This is a genomic window from Nakamurella flava (assembly GCF_005298075.1).
Classification (GTDB): domain Bacteria; phylum Actinomycetota; class Actinomycetes; order Mycobacteriales; family Nakamurellaceae; genus Nakamurella; species Nakamurella flava.
On the sequence record NZ_SZZH01000004.1, the window covers coordinates 42,344 to 59,759 of the forward strand.

The following is a 17,416-nucleotide window of genomic DNA, read 5'->3' on the forward strand; positions in this document are numbered from 1 at the left end:
AGCCATGACCACTTCCGACGAACGCACCGCCCTCACCGTCGAGACCTACTTCGCCGCCTGGCAGACCCGCGACTTCGCCCGGCTGTCGACCGTGCTGGCCGAGGATGTCGACTTCGTCGGCGCGATGGGCGCGGCACAGGGACCGCAGGACTGTCTCGCCGGCCTTCGCGGTGTCCGCGACCTGATCGACGACATCCACGTCGTGCGACGGTGGGTCGACGGCCCCGACGCCATCACCTGGTTCGAGCTGCGCCGCGACGATCACCATCCGATTCCGACCGTCAACTGGAGTCACGTCGGCGGCGACGGCCGGATCGACCGGATCCGGGTGACGTTCGACCCGCGTCCGTTGCTGGGGTGACAGAGTCAGACGAGTCGGTACCCGAGGACGTCCCGGCCGCGCGCGATCCACGGGTGCGCCGCGAAGCTGTCGTGCACCAGTGTGCTGCCCAGGGCTGCGGCACCGGCGATCGCCGACAGGCCCTTGTCGATGCCCAGGCGACTCGCGGCGACCCAGGGGCGGCCGTCCACGACGTTGACGGCGTCAGCGAATCCGTAGGGTCCCCAGGCGTCCGGGAACGACCGACGGAGCCGCAGGAGCGCCTCGCCCGCCTCGGCCGGCGTGGTCATCAGCGCACCCATCAGCGAGTACGGCGCGATGGTGCCGTCGTTGCGCGGTGTTGCCGCTGACGGAGACGCCCCGTTGACGGTGTAGCCGAAGGGCCCGTCACTGGCCGAGGATCCCCACAGACCCGACGCGAAAGCTGGGTGCTGATCGGCGTTGTCGGCACACCAGGCACGGTTGGCCAGGGTCGCCGAACGCGCATTGGCCGCCCAGTCGACCCCGTCGCCGTCGCAGTAACGGTGGTAGGGGAAGAAGGCGTGCGGGTACTGGTAGGTGAACAGCGTTCCGCCCGGTTCGTAGACGCAGCGGTGTCCGCCGTACTCGCCGATCGGTCGGCGGAACCCGGCGTACAACGCCCGAGCGATCTCCGGCGGGACATCGGGATGTCCGGCCACCAGCAGGTACAGCACGAGTTGCTCGGCCGACATGTTCCAGGTACCGACGTAGGCCCGGGTCCGGTCCGACCACGCCATCCGCAGATAGCGGGCGTCGGTGGTGATCCGCTGGTAGGCCAGCCAGTCGGCCCGCCGCAGCAGCCGATCGGTCCGCTCGGTGATCTCGGGGTCGGCCAGGTACGCGGCCGCGACGACGGCCCCGTTGAGCAGCAGCGCGGTGTCGATGGTCGAGTACTCCGAGTTCCGCGCGGCGAGACCGCTGGTCGGAACGACGAAATGCATGACGGCCCCGGACCGGTGCGGCACCGTCTGCTCGATGGTCCGCAGTGCCCCCCGGACACGCTTGACGACCGCCCGGCGATCCAGGACGCCGCGGTCGACCCCGATGCAGTAGGCGGCCAGGGCGAAGCCGGTCGCCGCGGTGGAGGCGACCCAGGCGCTGTCGTCCCGGTCGCGGACGAGACCGAATCCCGTCGTCGCGGCATCGCGATTGGCGAAGTCCCACAGCCAGCGGATCGACTTGTCGACCTCCTGCGAGACCAGCGGGCGGGCCTCGGCGTCGAGATCCCCGGGGGCCCCGCCGTCGACGCGTCGGCTGTCGGCGGAGGTGATCGCAGCAGTGGCGGCGACCCCCAGGGCTCCGACCCCGAGCACCACGAAGCGTCGACGGCTCAGGACGGGTGTGTCCGACGCCGCCGTACCCCGTGACCGCATCCGTGCCCCTCTCGCTCAGTAGTTGGAACGCTACTTTGCGTGATTAGTCGCGCGAATCCCTCGGACGGGTCGCCCCCGGTTTTCACCCGGCCCGGTCAGCTGATGCCCGGCCTCGGGACGAGGGGAACGAGCCCGTTCGGTCGGGTGGGCGCCTGCTCGGCGGCCGGTTCCGTGACACCGGCCGCCGCCGCGGCGGGGCCCCGTTCACGACCGGCGGGCCGCTGCGGCGCGGTCTGCTTGACCGGATCCAGATCCCAGTACTGCCAGGCTCTGTCGTGCAGCCAGCGAAGACTCGGTGCGTCATCGAGCAGGACGCGTCGCTCCCAGGGCGTCAGCACCGAAGGGCCCAGACGTAGGGCCCGTTCCCGCAACTCCACCGCGCGGTCGTCGGCCCGTTCCGGGCCGGCCGTCGGCGCGGCGGCGGCCAGCGCCCGGCAGTGATCGGACAGCACGATGGGGTCCAGCACCACGTCCCGCAGGTGGTAGTGATGCAACTCGGCGGGCACCAGTTCGGTGAGCTCGGCGATGCGGCGGCGGACCGGTTCCATGGTCCGCTCGGTCGGCACGGTGAGCAGACCGATCCGCCCCAGGCCTCGACCGACCCGTTCGCTGGAGGTCAACAGGGTGAGGGGGACGGCGGCGATGAGCGGCATCCACAGCGGCGCCATCCACCAGATCAGTGCGGGGACGACAGCGGCGAGGAAGGCCAGCGTGGCCACCCCGAGGAACGTCGGCAGCCGCTGGGCCCGGACGACGGCGCCGACCGAATGGCCGCCCGCGGTGCGCTGCTGGGCCGACCACCCGGACGACCGGCCCGACAGGATGCCGACCACCGCGGCCGTGTGATGGACCATCAGCAACGGACCGAGGACAGCCGCGGTGACCGCGTCGAGCAGGGCCGAGGCGGTGAACCGGCCGACCCCGCCGAAGTCGCGGCGGGCCTGACCGGTGGTCACGACGGTGACCCAGGCGAGCAGCCGCATGACCAGGAGGGCGGCCATGGCCGCCACCGTCAGGAGCAGACCCGTCGGTCCGGCCGTCCCGCCGGCACCGGTCTCGACCCCCGGCCAGGCCGCCAGCGCCAGCCCGAGCAGCGAGAACAGCACCAGGGCCGGCGAGGCCAGGTAGGCGGCGGAGCCGAGGAACAGGTGCAGCCGGCTCCACATCCGCAGACCACCGGCCGACAGGATCCGAAGGTGCTGCAGATTGCCCTGACACCACCGGCGATCGCGGGCGGCGAACTCGCCGAGCGTTGGTGGGACCTCCTCCCAGCTGCCGGTGAGGTCGGGCGCGATGCACACCTTCCATCCCGCCCGGCACAACAGGGCGGCCTCGACGAAGTCGTGACTGAGCAACTGACCACCCAACGGCGGCCGGCCGGACAGAGTGGGCAGCGCACAGCTGTCCACGAAGGCCGACACCCGCACGACCGCGTTGTGACCGTAGAAATTGGCGGTGTCCTGCGACCACCGGGCGAGCCCACGGGTGGCCATCGGGCCGACCACCGCGCTGGTGAACTGCTGCGCCCGGGCGAAGTAGGTGGTCGCGTGGTGCAACTGGAGCGGGGCCTGCAGCAGTCCGAGCTCCGGGTCGTCGTGCATCCGGCGCACCATCTCGACCACGGTCTCCGGCCGCATGACACTGTCGGCGTCGAGCAGGACCGCATAGGAGTACCGCCGACCGGTGGAGCCCAGGAACTCCGCCAGGTTGCCGGCCTTCTTGTGACTGTTGCCCGATCGTCGGCGGTGGTAGATGGGCATACCCGGGGCACCGCGGTGGCGGGCCCAGCTGACCACCCGGATCTCACGGCGGACGGCGTCGTCGTCCCGCGAGTCGCTGAGGATCATGAAGTCCACGTCCGGCAGCACGGGATGGTCCCTGAACCCCTCCCACAGCGCGATCAGACCGGCCACCACCCGACCGATGTCCTCGTGATAGACGGGCATCACGACGACGGTCGACGGCAGCGGCTCCTCCGCCGCGGCGTGCCGGCCACGAAACAGGCTGGGAGCCAGCGTGAACCCGCGGACTGCGATCATGGATCCGGCGACCACGACCGCCGTGAGCCCACCGATCAGCAGAGCCCAGGCACCGATCACGACCGCTCGCAACGGTTCCCATATTCCGCCGGCCGGGACGGTTCCAGTCGCCAGGACCGCCACGACGACCCCGGCTGCGATCGCGGGCCCAACGAGTGCGAACCAACGCGGGATGCCGGACGACCGCAGCTCCTGGTCGGCGAAGTCGCGGTAGACCTGGTCGGCGTTCGCGACGGACGCCTCGGCGAACCGGCGGGCCGCGGCGGGATCGTCGGGGAAGCTCTCCGGATGGGCGCGCAGGAAGAGCGGTAGCCAGTGATGGGTGGCCCCGGATCCGTCGATGTCCATGGCGTGCAGGAAGCGCTCGACGGTGCTGCGAGCCATCTCCAGGACGACGTCGACCAACCCGTGACCCTCCGGCAAGGGCTGCGAGCGGGCCCGGTCGAGCAGGGTCTGGACCGCGGAGTCCGCGGCCGGGCCGTGCAGGCCGATCCCGCGTAGATAGCGCAGGGTCTGGCGCCGTGCAGTGCGCTCCCCGGCCGGATCACGCACGGGGGAGATCTCGGGACCGGGGTCTGGATCGGTGACGTCAACGGTCGCCCGGGGGCTGTCGGGGTTGGAGTGCGCCAACACGTGAGCACCTTCCTGAGGGGATCCCCGGCCACCGGCGGCGGCGATCGCGTCGGCGGCGCTGCAGCGAGGCGACACCCGGTCGGATCGGGTCGATCGGACCGGGCGGGAATGGTGAGTGAGCCGGAAATGCGGCGGAACGGGCGCGTCGGTCAACCGGGATTCATTCCCGGTCACCACGGACGCGTTTTCTCTCCGGCGAGGCCCGCCATTCCGGACAATAGGGTCTGCAACTACGAAGGAGAAGCCGGAAAGCAACAGGTGTGAAGGGCGCCACTACGGATCTCACGCGAACCGTATCGAGCGATCACCACCGGTGACATCGGGCCGGTTCTCGCGTGGTTCGGACCACATTCACATGCTCTTGCGGCGTCACTCGGATGCGGTACGGTTTGTCCGAAGTCACCACGCAACGTTGCCGACCGCTCGCCGTCGAGCACCTCGGGGCCACCGTCGGGCCCGAATCGGGTGACTGCCCTCCCAGGAACGTGAGCCGACGTCGCCGTCGCCCGACCCCCTGGGCCCACACTTCCCCCAAGGGAACACCCATGTCCGATGAGACCGGCGAAAACCTCTCTGTCATCGATCTTCTCGGCGAAGCACTGCAATCCGTCGTCTTTGGCAACGGGCTGCTGATCGTGCTGATCGCCGCCGTCTTCGCGGCCGCCGTCCTACTTTCCCGCATCTTCAAGGGCGGGTCGCTCTAGACAACGGCCGTCCTGCACCGGCGTTCCTTACCCTTCGTGGGTTCGGATCTATCCGGTCGATTCCCGCTGCCGCCACCATTTGCGGCCCGGCATTTTCAGGGCCCCGCCGGCAGTTCCACCGTCGCCCCCATTTTCGGCCGGGTGACCGTCCATGGGAGCACCATGAAACGAACACCAGGTTTCATTCTCGTGTCCATTATTTCATTGGGCATGATGACCATGTTGCTGATCAACCACCTCAGTTACGCGGTGAAGTTCACCAATCTGGCCGTCTGCTACACGCTCATGTTCATCCATCTGGCCCTCAAGATGGTGGCTTCACTGGCCGCGGTCCCCCACAAGGCCCAGCCCGGCGTCGACCTGGACGCTCTGACGGTCGACGTGGTCGTCCCCATCTACAACGAGGACCCGGACCTGCTGGCCGCGGGCGTCACCGCCATGAGCCGCCAGGATCGCAAGCCCCGTGCGCTCTGGCTGGTCGACGACGGGTCACAGCGGGACGGTGTGCCCTTCCCCGTCCTCGAGGAGCCGGTCGTCCGGGAAGCCATCGCCGTGGCCCGGGCCGCCGGTATCGATGTCGTCTGTCGGCGTCAGGAGAACAAGGGCAAGCGGGAGGCGCAGTCGGTCGCTTTCGCCGAGTCGGACGCCGACATCTTCGTCACCACCGACTCCGACACCTACCTGCAGCAGGATGCGCTGGCCCTGATGCTCATCCCGTTCTCCCGTCCGGAGGTGATGAGCGTCGGGGGCACGGCCTACGGGCAGAACGTCGGCCGCAACATCCTCACCCGCGCACTGGATCTCGGATTCGTGATGTCGTTCCTGCAGGGCCGGGTGGCCGAAGGCTACTTCGGTGCCGTGCGGGTCAACTGCGGGATCCTGGCCGCCTATCGCGGGGAAGTGGTGCGCCCCAACCTCGATCGCTTCCTCAACCAGAGGTTCATGGGGGTGCCGGTCCGCGCCGGCGACGACCGGGCGCTGACGTTCTTCGCCAAGGAGCGCGGGCGCACGGAGTTCCAGCCGCTGGCCATCGCGTACTCGGCGCTGCCGGAGAACCTGAGTCACCTGGCCCGGCAACGGATGCGCTGGGCGAGGTCCTGGTGCTGGGGGACGCTGTGGCTGCTCCGCCGGCCGATCCGGTCGGCCGACTTCCTGTTCACGGCGACCCAGTGCCTGGGCATCCTGGCCTACGGGATCGCCATGACCATCGGACTTCTCGGCGCGGCATCCGGAGCGATCTCCGTCGACCTGCTGATCTGGTCCGTCCTGGTCGCCGTCGGTATCGGCTACGTCGCCCACCTGCGGTACGTCCTCGTCGCCCGACGGGAGCAGCCGGTCTGGCAGCGTCTGCTGACCTGGCTCACCAGCCCGCTGACCAGCGTGCTCTACCTGGCGTTGCTGCTGCCGCTCTACTACCGGGCCCTGGCCCAGCCGGCGCCCCGCGCCTGGGGCACCCGGCAGCGGGTCGAGGTCGGGCTGCACAAGCCGGCCACCGCGGCGACGGCCGAGAGTCCCGCCCCGGTCGGCGTTCCCGTCCCGGCCGTGGTGGGTGCGGCATGACGGCGCTCCTGCCGCCGCCTGCCACCGCCGTTCGCGGCCGGCACGCGGCGCCGGACACAGGGACGGCCGACCGCAAGTTCCGCCCCGACATCGAAGGTCTGCGGGCCATCGCCGTCCTGCTGGTCGTGCTGTATCACGCCGGGGTGCCGGGCCTGTCCGGCGGCTACGTGGGCGTCGACGTCTTCTTCGTCATCAGCGGCTACCTCATCACCACCCACCTGCTACCCGGCCTGCTCGCCGGCCGGGGCATCGGCCTGGGCACCTTCTACGCCCGACGCATCCGGCGGCTGCTGCCGCTTGCCTCGATGGTGGTCGTCACCACCGTCGTGGTCACCTGGTGGCTGCTGTCGGCCCTGCAGGCCCGGCAGGTCGGTATCGACGCCCTCTGGGCCGCGGTCTTCGCCGTCAACATCCACCTCGCGCTGACCGGGGTCGACTACCAGGCCAACCAGGACCCCTCGCCCCTGCAGCACTTCTGGTCGCTGGCGGTCGAGGAGCAGTTCTATCTGTTCTGGCCGCTGCTGCTGCTGGCCGTGGTCACCCTGGCCGTGCGGACGCGCCGAATCCCCGCCCGTACCGCGGCTTTCGGTCTCATCGTGGTGATCGTCCTGGGTTCCCTGGGGTACTCGGTCTACCTGACGGCGGCCGAACCCACCTACGCGTACTTCCTGACCACCACGCGCGCCTGGGAACTCGGCGTCGGCGCACTGGTCGCCATCGCCGCGCCGTGGCTGGCCCGGATCGGCCCACTGCAGTCGGCCCCGGTCGCCGGGACCGGTCTGGCCATGATCGCGCTGGCCGCGGTGTGGTTCACCGAGGCGACGCCCTTCCCCGGGGCGGCCGCGCTGCTGCCCGTCGTCGGCACCGCCGTCGTCATCGTCGCCGGCCTGGCCCGGACCCACCGGGTGGAAAGCCTGCTGTTCGACCGTTCACCGGTACAGGCACTGGGCCGGCTGTCCTACGGGTGGTACCTGTGGCACTGGCCGGTCCTGATCCTCGGCGAGATGTACCTGCAGCGCAGCCTGCGACTGCCCGAGGCGCTGGCCCTGGTCGCCATCGCCCTGTGGATGGCGATGTGTTCGTCGATCGCCGTGGAGACGCCACTGCGGACCTACCCGGCCCTGGTGGCCAGCACGGCGCGCAGTCTGCGGTTCGGACTCGTGCTCGTCCTGATCAGCGCGCTGACCGGCGCGTGCGCCGCCTACGTCGCTCCCCGGCTGATGGGGCTGGGCGCCCAGGCCGCGACCGTCACCGCGCCGGCCGACGTGCTGTCCGCGGTGGTCGCCGGCCAGGCGACCACCGCCCTGCCGGCCAACCTGACACCGGACCTGCTCGAAGCCGCCGATGACAAGCCGGATCTGAACGCCGCGGACGGCATCTCGTGCATGGTCGGCCTGCTGACCGCCGATCTGTCGAGCGAACCCGGCGGGTCCTGCGTGGCCGGCGGCACCGAGGACGGCGACACCACCGTCGTCCTCGCCGGCGACTCGCACGCCTACCACTGGATCCCGGCACTGCGGGAGATCGCCGTCGACCGCGGGTGGCGACTGGTCTCGCTGACCAAGTCCGGGTGCTCGCTCTACGACGTGACCATGGTCAACACCCAGCTCAAGCGCGAGTACACCGAATGCACCGAATGGCGCACCAAGGTCTTCGAGCGCATCGAGCAGGAGAAGCCCGCGCTGGTCATCACATCCGGCGCCATCTTCTCCGAGCGCGAGGGCGACTTCGCCCAGCGCTGGGTTGAAGGCGTCGGGAGCACCGTCGGCCGGCTGACTGCCGCCGGTGTCCCCACGGTGGTGCTCGAGGACATCCCGTACCCGCGTAAGGACGTGCCGAAGTGCGTCGCCCAGAACCCGACCGACATCGCCGAATCCTGCGGACTGACCGTGTCCGAGGCGATGAGCGACCCGGAGCGCCGCGCCGGCACGGCGACGGCCGCCGCCGCGGCGGGCGCGACCGTCGTCGACCCGCAGCCGTGGTTCTGCGGGCCCGAGCGGTGCCCCGTCGTCGTCGGTCAGTACCTGCTCTATTCCGACAACAGCCACATGACGGCGACGTACTCGCGTGCGCTGGTCCCCCTGCTGGCCGCTCAGCTGCCTTCTCCCTGATCCCCTCTCGACACCGTGGTCGACCCCATCTCGTCCGACCCCCCGAGGAGTCCTCCGATGTCCGACACCGATTCGACCACCATCGACGCCCCTGACCACCGCTCACCCGGCGCCCGGCCCGTGCTGTCGGTGGTGGGCACCGGGTACCTGGGTGCCACCCACGCCGCGGCGATGGCGGAGCTGGGATTCACCGTCATCGGCGTCGACGTCGACGCAGCCAAGATCGCCGCCCTGCAGAACGGCAAGGTGCCGTTCTTCGAACCCGGCCTGCCGGAACTGCTCTCGACCCACGTGGAGTCCGGCCGGCTGCGCTTCACCGACGATTTCGCCGAGGCCATCGGCGCGGCCGACGTGCACTTCCTGTGCGTCGGCACCCCGCAGCGAAGGGGCAGCAACGCGGCCGACATGACCTACGTCGACGCGGCTCTCGATGCAATCGCCCGCAACCTGACCAAGGACGCGATCGTCGTCGGCAAGTCGACCGTCCCGGTCGGCACCGCCCGGCGGCTGCAGGAACGTCTGGCCGTCACGGCCGATCCGGCGTTCCAGGTCGAGCTGCTGTGGAACCCGGAATTCCTCCGTGAGGGTCGGGCCGTCCAGGACACCCTGCGGCCCGACCGGGTGGTCATCGGCGGGGCGAGCCCGGCGGCCGACGCCGTGATGCGGCAGGTGTACGGAACCCCGGTCGCCGAGGGCGCGCAGTACATCACCTGCGACCTGCCGACCGCCGAACTGGTCAAGACCAGCGCGAACGCGTTCCTGGCCACCAAGATCTCGTTCATCAACGCGGTCTCCGAGCTGTGCGACGCCGCCGGTGCGGACGTCAAGCGGCTGGCCGACGCCATCGGTGTCGACGCCCGGATCGGCCGCGGCTTCCTCAACGCCGGACTCGGCTTCGGCGGCGGCTGCCTTCCCAAGGACATCCGCGCGCTGATGCACCGCTCCACCGAGCTCGGCGCCGATTCGATCGTCCGGTTGCTGCACGACGTCGACGAGATCAACATGCTCCAGCGGCAACGGGTCATCGACCTGGCCGTTTCCGCCTGCGACGGGTCCGTACTCGGACGCCGGATCGCCGTGCTGGGGGCCGCGTTCAAGCCCGACACCGACGACGTCCGCGACTCCCCTGCCCTGAACGTGGCCGCCGCGCTGCACCTGCGGGGTGCCCAGGTGCAGGTCTTCGACCCCGAGGCGATGGACGCGGCCCGGCACTACTTCCCGGCCCTGCACTACGTCAGCTCGACCACGGAGGCCGTCGAGAACGCCGACGTCGTCCTAGTTCTCACCGAGTGGCCGGAGTTCCGCGATGCCGACCCGGTCGCCCTGGGCGAGCTGGTCGCGCACCGCCGACTGGTCGACGGTCGCAACTGCCTGTCCGACCCGGCCGCCTGGCGGGCGGTCGGCTGGACCATCACGGGTCTCGGACTGGGGCGGCCCGCGGGCGATCTGCTGACCGTGTCCGGTGGGAGTCCCCGCTGATGTCGTCGACCGTCACGGTCGGGGGCAGCGGGACGGACCTGGGGCCACCGACAGCGGGCGGGCACCCCGGTGGGCTGTCAGTGCCCGATCCGACCTGGTCCCGCCGGCCGACGGCGGCGGTCGGGGTGCTGGTGGTACGGGGCGCCCGGGCCCACTCGCCGCTGACCCCGGTCGGTGACGACGCCGACGCCGCGGTCCCCGAGCTGACCGCCGCGGCCGCCCGTCTGGTCGTCGAGTCGGTGGGCGGCACGGGAACCGTCACCGCGGACGCCTTCTCGATCACGGTGGACCTGCCCGACGCGGACCCCCGGGGTGTCCGGCGGGTACTGCAGGCTGCCGCCCGCGCGGTCGCGGCCGCCGATCTCACGGGTCCGGACGGCACCCCCGTCCGGTTGCACGTCGGGGTCGGCTGGTCCGACCTGTCCGACCGGCCGATGGTCACCGCGGTCGCAGCGGCCCAGCACGCCGCCGCCGAGTCGCTGTCCCACAACGACCTGGTGGCCCGCCCGGTGCTGGCCGGGGACGGACCCCTCGGCGCCCCGCGTCGTCCCAGCACGACGATGACCCGGTGGCAGATCGCGCTGAGCCTCCTCGCCTGCGTCGCGGCGCCGCTCGCGCTGATGATCACGACGTACCGCTTGGGGCTGGACGTCTCGACCGCGCTGTACTGGGCGGCGGTGTCGGCCATCGTGCTGACGGTGGGTCTGCAATTCGCCGAGGGCTTCGTGGCACTGCGCCGGTGCACACCACCGGGCGACGCAGCGACCCCACCGGCAGCCACCGCCGTCATCGCCGCGTACCTGCCGAACGAGGCGGAGACGATCGTCGAGACCTTGACCGCCTTCCGCGGTCTGCGCTACCGCGGGCCTCTGCAGATCCTGCTGGCCTACAACACCGACCGGCCGTTGCCGGTTGAGAGCGAGTTGGCCCGGATCGCGCTGGCCGACCCCCGGCTGACCCTGCTGCGGGTGGAGCCGAGCACCTCCAAGGCCCAGAACGTCAACGCCGCCCTGGCCCACACCACGGGCGAGTTCGTCGGAGTCTTCGATGCCGACCACCACCCGATGCCCGATGCCTTCGAACGCGCGTGGGCATGGATCAACGACGGGGCCGACGTCGTGCAGGGACACTGCGTGGTGCGCAACGGGTCCGAGTCGGCTGTCGCCCGCATGGTGGCCGTGGAGTTCGAGCAGATCTATGCGGTCGGGCACATCGGCCGCCAGCGGATGCACGGCTTCGGCATCTTCGGTGGGTCGAACGGGTTCTGGCGCACCGACGTACTGCGGCAGATCCGGATGCGGGGCGACCGGCTGACCGAGGACATCGACTCCTCCGTCCGCGCCCTGCGGTCCGGCTACCGGGTCGTCAACGACCGCGGGCTGATCAGTCGGGAATTGGCGCCGACGTCGTTGCCGGCACTGTGGAAGCAGCGCATCCGCTGGGCCCAGGGCTGGTACGAGGTGAGCCGCTACAACGCCGAAGCGGTCACCGGCCGGTCCGGGTTGTCGTTCCGGCAGCGGCTGGGCCTGGCCCAGCTGCTGGTGTGGCGGGAGCTGTACATGTGGGTGACTCCCCTGATCTGGTCCCTGCTGCTGTTCATGTGGTGGCGCGACGGCGGACTGACAATGGCCTCACCGGTCCTGCTGGCCCTCACCGGGGCGGTGCTGGCCTGCGGCCCGGTACAACTGCTGTTCGCCCGTCAGGTCGGCGATCGGCAGATCCGCCGCCACCGCTGGTGGTGGTGGAGTTTCCTGCTCGTCAACCTGGTGGTGTACCAGGAGTACAAGAACCTCATCGGGCGCGTCGCGCAGATCAAACACGTGATGGGCGAACGGCACTGGACCGTCACCCCCCGCACGGCCGACGCCGCGGGTGCGGTTCCGGTCGGTGCCGTCGAGGACGTCCCGACGGCTGAGCCCGGGCAGCTACGGGCCGGCCGGCCACCGCTGGTCGCCGAGACCGGCTGAGCGAGCGAACTCCAGACGGCCGGGTGGTACCTAGCGGTACCGCCCGGCCAGCGCCGAACGGCAGACGGCCAGGGCTTCGGGCGAGGAATTGAGCCGCCAGTCGTGGGCCCGCTCCGCGTGGAAGAAGTAGACCGCCTCGATCCGCGGGTAGTCGGTCAGGTCGAACAGCTGCTGCATCCACTGCGCCTTGCTCTTGGACTTGTCCGGTCGCACGCCGGAGTTCTCGGTCTTGCTGGGCTCCCGGCAGCCGAGCTCGGTGATCCAGATCGGTTGGTCGCCACCCAACGCGGTCAGCCGGGCGTAGGGAGCGGCGAGCAGACTCCGGGGCGAGGCCCAGTAGCCGCCGTAGCCGTTGTAGACATCCATCGCCAGCACATCCACCACGTCATTGCCGGGGAAGTACTGCTCGGCCGTCGCCGTCCCGCGGTCGCGGGTCGTGATGCACCAGCAGAACGAGATGTTGCGACGCGGCAGACGGGGCAGAAGTCGCCGGTAGAAATCGACGACGTAACGCCAGCCGGCGACGTATTCGTCGGTCGATTCCACGCATTTACCGGTCGTGCCGCGGAAATCCACCGACCAGGGGTAACCGGTCCCGTTCGGCTCGTGCGCGAAACGCACGACGACCTTTCCGGGGTGATTGGCCGCCCGCGTGTAGAAGCGCTCGAGATACTCGTCGTGTCGACCGGCGACCAGGTCGGTGAAGCGGATCGGCGTGCGCCCGTCCGTGGTGGGCTGCCACGCGATGAGCACGTCGTAACCGCCGGCTGCCGCCTGCTCGCCGCCGGTGCCCGGCCAGCTCACGCCCCAGGTGGAGAACCACGACATACGTGGGAACCGGGTGCCGATCATGCGCTCGAGGGTGAAGTGAGAGTTACAGTCAGGGAATGGTTCTCGTGATGCATAGGCGCCCCAGTCGGCGCGGCTCAGCAGGTTTCGCCCGCCCCGCGCGACGGAGTCGGTGCTCAGGCCGGCACCGATCAGCACCCCGGCAGCACCGAGACCGGCGGCCCGCAGCACGACCCGGCGCCCCAGGCCCCGAGACGCGGTGGCCGCGACCGGCGGCGCCGCGTCGGCGTGGTCGGTCCAGGGGGGTTGCGGAGTCGGCATGCATTCCATGGTGACATGCCGAATTGCCGACCGGTCCCATTTGTCGTCACGCTACGGAATTGCCTCACCCGGTTGCGCCGTGTTTTCCACCAGCGTGTGACCGAACCCATACACCGGGTGGGTACCGAGCCCACCTGGTGAATGATCCAATTGTCCTGGAACCACCGATGGGTGGATTTGCACCAATTCCACACACTGTTCTCGCATCGTCGCGGGCCCGCGGGCACGTCACCGGTGCCGACCGCCGAACGGGCCCGCCACCCCGAACTCCTGGAGGTGGGCCGTGGTTTCGTACCCGACCCGAGGACCAGCCCCTGCGGGCGGCTTCCGATGACCGCTCTCGCCCCGACCCGACCCTCGACCGTCGCACCCGACGCGCGGACCCCGCTGGCGACGCTCCGGCGTCATCGGCCGGACATCGAAGGACTGCGAGCCGTCGCGGTCCTGCTGGTCGTGCTGTTCCACGCGGGTGTCCCCGGGATCCCCGGGGGGTTCGTCGGAGTGGACGTCTTCTTCGTGATCAGCGGCTACCTCATCACCGGTCATCTGCTGACCGAGCTGCAGGCTCACGGACGGATTCGGCTCGGCGCCTTCTACGCCCGGCGGGCCCGCCGCCTGCTACCCCTGGCCACGGTCGTCATCGTGGCCATGCTGCTCGTTTACCAGGCCGCGGCGTCGGTGCTGGAGACCCGCACTGTGGCGTTGGACGCGCTCTGGACCGCCCTGTTCGCCATGAACGTGAACCTCGCCATGAAGGGTGTGGACTACCAGGCGAACCAGGACCCGTCGCCGTTCAACCATTTCTGGTCGCTCGGCGTGGAGGAGCAGTTCTACCTGCTGTGGCCGGCCCTGTTGCTCGTCGGTTTCGTGCTGGTCGCCCGGCGTCTCCGGACGCCCGGCGCTCAGCAGCTGGCGCTCGCCGGTCTGGTGGGCCTGGTGGCGGCCGGCTCGTTCGTCTGGACCCTCGACCAGATGGTGAAGGCCCCGGCCCAGTCCTACTTCCTGCTGCCGACCCGCGCGTGGGAGCTGGCCGTCGGCGGCCTCGTGGCCCTGGCTGCGCCCTGGCTGGCCCGGCGGGGGAGCCTGCAGAACGGCCTGCTGGCCCTGGCCGGCCTCGGCCTGGTCGGTCTTGCCGCGACGCAGTACTCCGAGGCCACCGTCTTCCCGGGGGCAGCGGCTCTGCTGCCCGTCCTCGGCACCGCCGCCGTGCTGGCGGGCGGGCTGACCGGCGACCACGCCGTGCAGCGATTCGCCCTGGGCACCCGGCCGATGACGGCCATCGGCCGCTGGTCCTACGGCTGGTACCTGTGGCACTGGGGCCCGCTGGTCCTTTGCGCGACCCTGCTCGGCCGGGACCTCACCGTGCAGGAGGGACTGCTGCTGGCGGCGGTGACCCTGACCCTGGCCGCGGCCACCTTCTCCGCCATCGAAACCCCCTTCCGTTCGCGTCTGGTGTTCGTCCGCCGCCCACGTTCCGGGCTACTGCTGGGCGCGGGGTGCGTGGGACTCAGTGTCGTACTGGCCCTGTCGGTGCTGCAGACCCTTGGTCCGGCGACCGGCGACCCCAGCCGTCAGGCGGCCGTCGTCGCCGTCGACAGCGGGCGGGTGGATGTCCTGTCCGTGGCGGCCACCGGGCCGGTGCCGGGGAATCTCTCGCCCTCGCTCGACGACGCCGGCCGCGACGCCCCCGATCTCGCGGCCGCCGACGGCCAGAGCTGCCACGCACGCATCGTCTCGCCCGAGCTGAGCGAGAACGGCACCGGGACCTGTGTCTCCGGGGGGACCGAGAACGGCTCGCGGACGGTCATGCTGCTCGGCGACTCCCACGCGCATCAGTGGCTGCCGGCGCTGCAGGAGATCGCTCCGACCCGGGACTGGCGGCTCATCAACCTCACCAAGGGCGCCTGCCCGTTGTACGACGTCCAGCTGGTCAACAACCAGCTGCAGCGGGACTACACCGAGTGCTACGACTGGCGGACCAAGGTGTGGGAGCGGGTGGCCGCCGAGCGACCGGCGATGATCGTGGTGTCCGCCGCGATCTTCTCCGAGCGGGAGGGCGACTTCGCCGCTCGCTGGTCGACCGGGGTAGACACCACCCTCGCCCGGTTGCAGAGCACCGGGGCGACGATCGTCATGATCGCGGACACGCCCTTCCCCCGGAAGGACATCCCCAAGTGCCTGGCGGCCCACCTCTCCGACGCCCAGTCCTGCGCTTTCAGCGTCGACGCCGGGCAGAGCGACCCGCAACGACGGGCGGCGACAACGGCGGCGGCACAACGAGCCGGTGTCACGGTCGTCGACCCCACCGCCTGGTTCTGCGGGCCGACCGACTGCCCGGCCGTCCTGGGCAACGCGCTGGTCTACCGCGACAACAGTCACGTCTCCACCGTCTACGCCCGCCAGGTGGCGCCGCTGCTCGCGGCGGTCCTGCCGGCGCTCTGACCCGACCCACGACGGAGGTCGTCCCTCATCGCCGTCGGCACCGCACGGGGCCGTCCAGCTACCCGCTGGACGGCTCCGGCCGTCGTTCCCGGACGACGCCACCGGGATAAGCGATACCCAGCACCGACCACTGACAGTTACATTCAGTCAGTGGATGTTACGCTTAGTAGTTCGTGGCTCCGCGGCGGTCTGTCACGGGCGGCCCGCCGCTGGGTTCTGCCGGTTGTCGGAGCGATCACCATGACGCTGCTTCCCAGCACCCCGGCATCGGTCGCGGCGGCCGTCGTTACCAGCGCGGACGGCGGTCGGATCTTCGCGTCGACCCCCGTCCGGGTCGTCACCCCGGGCACCGCGGCCGATGTCGTCGTCATCCTGCACCCGGACCGGCCTCGCCAGACGATAGTCGGGTTCGGCGCGTCGCTGACGGAGTCCTCGGCCGCCGCCCTTCGAACCCTCCCGGCGACCCAGCGGACCGCACTGCTGACCGAGTTGTTCTCCCCCACCGACGGTCTCGGCCTCAGCCTGCTCCGGCAACCCCTCGGCGGCTCGGAGTTCGTGTCCGGCAGTCACTTCACCTACGACGACATCCCCATCGGTCGGCGGGACTTCGCCCTGGACCACTTCTCGCTCGGCCGGGACGGCACCACCGTGCTCCCGTTGGTCCGGCAGGCGCGGCAGATCTCCGGCCGTCTCACCATCATCGGCACGCCCTGGAGCGCACCGGCGTGGATGAAGGCGGGGGATTCGCTCGTCGGCGGCCGGCTGCGCACCGGGACGGCCTACGAGCAGGCCTACGTGGACTACCTGGTCCGGACGGTCGGCGCCTACCGAGACGCCGGGGTGCCATTGGACTACCTGACCCTCCAGAACGAGCCGATGTACTCGCCACCGGACTACCCCGGCATGCCCATGACCGCCTGGCAGCAGATCCGGCTGATCACCGCACTGGCGCCGGCCCTTTCGGCCCAGGGGCTGCCGACCCGCCTGCTGGGCTACGACCACAACTGGCGCACCGGCGACGACATGGTCCGCACCCTGCTGGCCAGTTCGGCGGCCCCGCACCTGGCCGGGCTGGCGTTCCACTGTTACGCCGGGCAGCCGTCCGACATGCGCGCGTTCGCGGACGCGACGCCCATGCTGATGGTCACCGAATGCTCCGGCTCCGCAGCAGCCGGGGACAGTGCCGCGAAACGCTTCTCGGACACCCTGGGCTGGCACGCCCGGAACCTGGTCATCGACTCGATCGCGGCCGGGTCGTCCTCCGTGGTCACCTGGAATCTGGCGCTGGATGAGGACAATGGCCCGCACCGGGGCGGCTGCTCGACCTGCTCGGGCGTGGTGACGGTGGACAGCCGGACCGCGGCCATCACCCGCAACGCCGAGTACTACACCCTGGGGCACCTGAGCCGCTACGTCGATCCTGGCGCGGTCCGCTTCGACGCCGACCGCAGCGGACGGGACACCGTCACCGCCGTCGCCTTCGACAACCCCGGCGGCCAGCGGGTTGTCGTCCTCTACTCGCAGGACGGCCGGGCCCGCACCGTGAACCTGCAGGACGGGGACCGCACCCTGCAGGTGACGATCCCGGCCCGCAGCCTGGCCACGGTCACCATTCCCTGACCCCGTCCGGCCGCCGG

The 17,416-nt window shown here is 70.5% G+C and carries 11 protein-coding genes; 8 read left to right on the plus strand and 3 right to left on the minus strand.

Annotated elements, in window-relative coordinates; genetic code table 11:
• The first annotated feature begins 4 nt into the window (after positions 1-4).
• Positions 5-361: a nuclear transport factor 2 family protein gene (locus FDO65_RS16055; RefSeq protein ID WP_137450749.1), complete on the plus strand. Its 357-nt coding sequence runs from the start codon at positions 5-7 to the stop codon at positions 359-361.
• 5 nt (positions 362-366) lie between these two features.
• Here FDO65_RS16055 and FDO65_RS16060 read toward each other — a convergent pair whose 3' ends face one another.
• Positions 367-1,734 (minus strand): glucoamylase family protein, encoded by a 1,368-nt coding sequence (locus tag FDO65_RS16060; protein ID WP_137450750.1) that lies wholly within the window; start codon positions 1,732-1,734, stop codon positions 367-369.
• A gap of 95 nt (positions 1,735-1,829) precedes the next feature.
• Positions 1,830-4,406 (minus strand): glucans biosynthesis glucosyltransferase MdoH, encoded by a 2,577-nt coding sequence (mdoH, locus tag FDO65_RS16065; RefSeq protein ID WP_137450751.1) that lies wholly within the window; start codon positions 4,404-4,406, stop codon positions 1,830-1,832.
• Positions 4,407-4,951: 545 nt separating this feature from the next.
• Between mdoH and FDO65_RS22245 the strand changes: the two genes are divergently transcribed.
• The 5 genes from FDO65_RS22245 to FDO65_RS16085 all read left to right on the plus strand — a co-directional run bounded on the left by FDO65_RS22245 (position 4,952) and on the right by FDO65_RS16085 (position 12,227).
• On the plus strand, positions 4,952-5,110 hold the full coding sequence (locus FDO65_RS22245) for a hypothetical protein (protein ID WP_166442238.1): 159 nt from the start codon (positions 4,952-4,954) through the stop codon (positions 5,108-5,110).
• 210 nt (positions 5,111-5,320) lie between these two features.
• Positions 5,321-6,670, plus strand: coding sequence for a glycosyltransferase (locus FDO65_RS16070; RefSeq protein WP_205850104.1), 1,350 nt, complete (start codon positions 5,321-5,323; stop codon positions 6,668-6,670).
• Entirely contained in the window at positions 6,667-8,781 is a 2,115-nt protein-coding gene (locus FDO65_RS16075; protein WP_137450753.1) for an acyltransferase family protein, read from the plus strand. The genes FDO65_RS16070 and FDO65_RS16075 overlap by 4 nt, the downstream gene beginning before the upstream one ends.
• A gap of 57 nt (positions 8,782-8,838) precedes the next feature.
• Positions 8,839-10,260, plus strand: a complete 1,422-nt coding sequence (locus tag FDO65_RS16080; RefSeq protein WP_137450754.1) for a UDP-glucose dehydrogenase family protein — start codon at positions 8,839-8,841, stop codon at positions 10,258-10,260.
• 80 nt (positions 10,261-10,340) lie between these two features.
• Positions 10,341-12,227 (plus strand): glycosyltransferase family 2 protein, encoded by a 1,887-nt coding sequence (locus tag FDO65_RS16085; RefSeq protein ID WP_137450755.1) that lies wholly within the window; start codon positions 10,341-10,343, stop codon positions 12,225-12,227.
• Between the two features lie 30 nt (positions 12,228-12,257).
• Here FDO65_RS16085 and FDO65_RS16090 read toward each other — a convergent pair whose 3' ends face one another.
• Positions 12,258-13,337 (minus strand): glycoside hydrolase family 26 protein, encoded by a 1,080-nt coding sequence (locus FDO65_RS16090; protein WP_166442240.1) that lies wholly within the window; start codon positions 13,335-13,337, stop codon positions 12,258-12,260.
• Between the two features lie 330 nt (positions 13,338-13,667).
• Here FDO65_RS16090 and FDO65_RS16095 point away from each other — a divergent pair, with 330 nt between their 5' ends.
• Both FDO65_RS16095 and FDO65_RS16100 read left to right on the plus strand, forming a co-directional pair.
• Positions 13,668-15,779, plus strand: a complete 2,112-nt coding sequence (locus FDO65_RS16095; protein ID WP_166442241.1) for an acyltransferase family protein — start codon at positions 13,668-13,670, stop codon at positions 15,777-15,779.
• Between the two features lie 240 nt (positions 15,780-16,019).
• Entirely contained in the window at positions 16,020-17,399 is a 1,380-nt protein-coding gene (locus FDO65_RS16100; RefSeq protein WP_137450758.1) for a glycoside hydrolase family 30 protein, read from the plus strand.
• Positions 17,400-17,416: the final 17 nt, after the last annotated feature.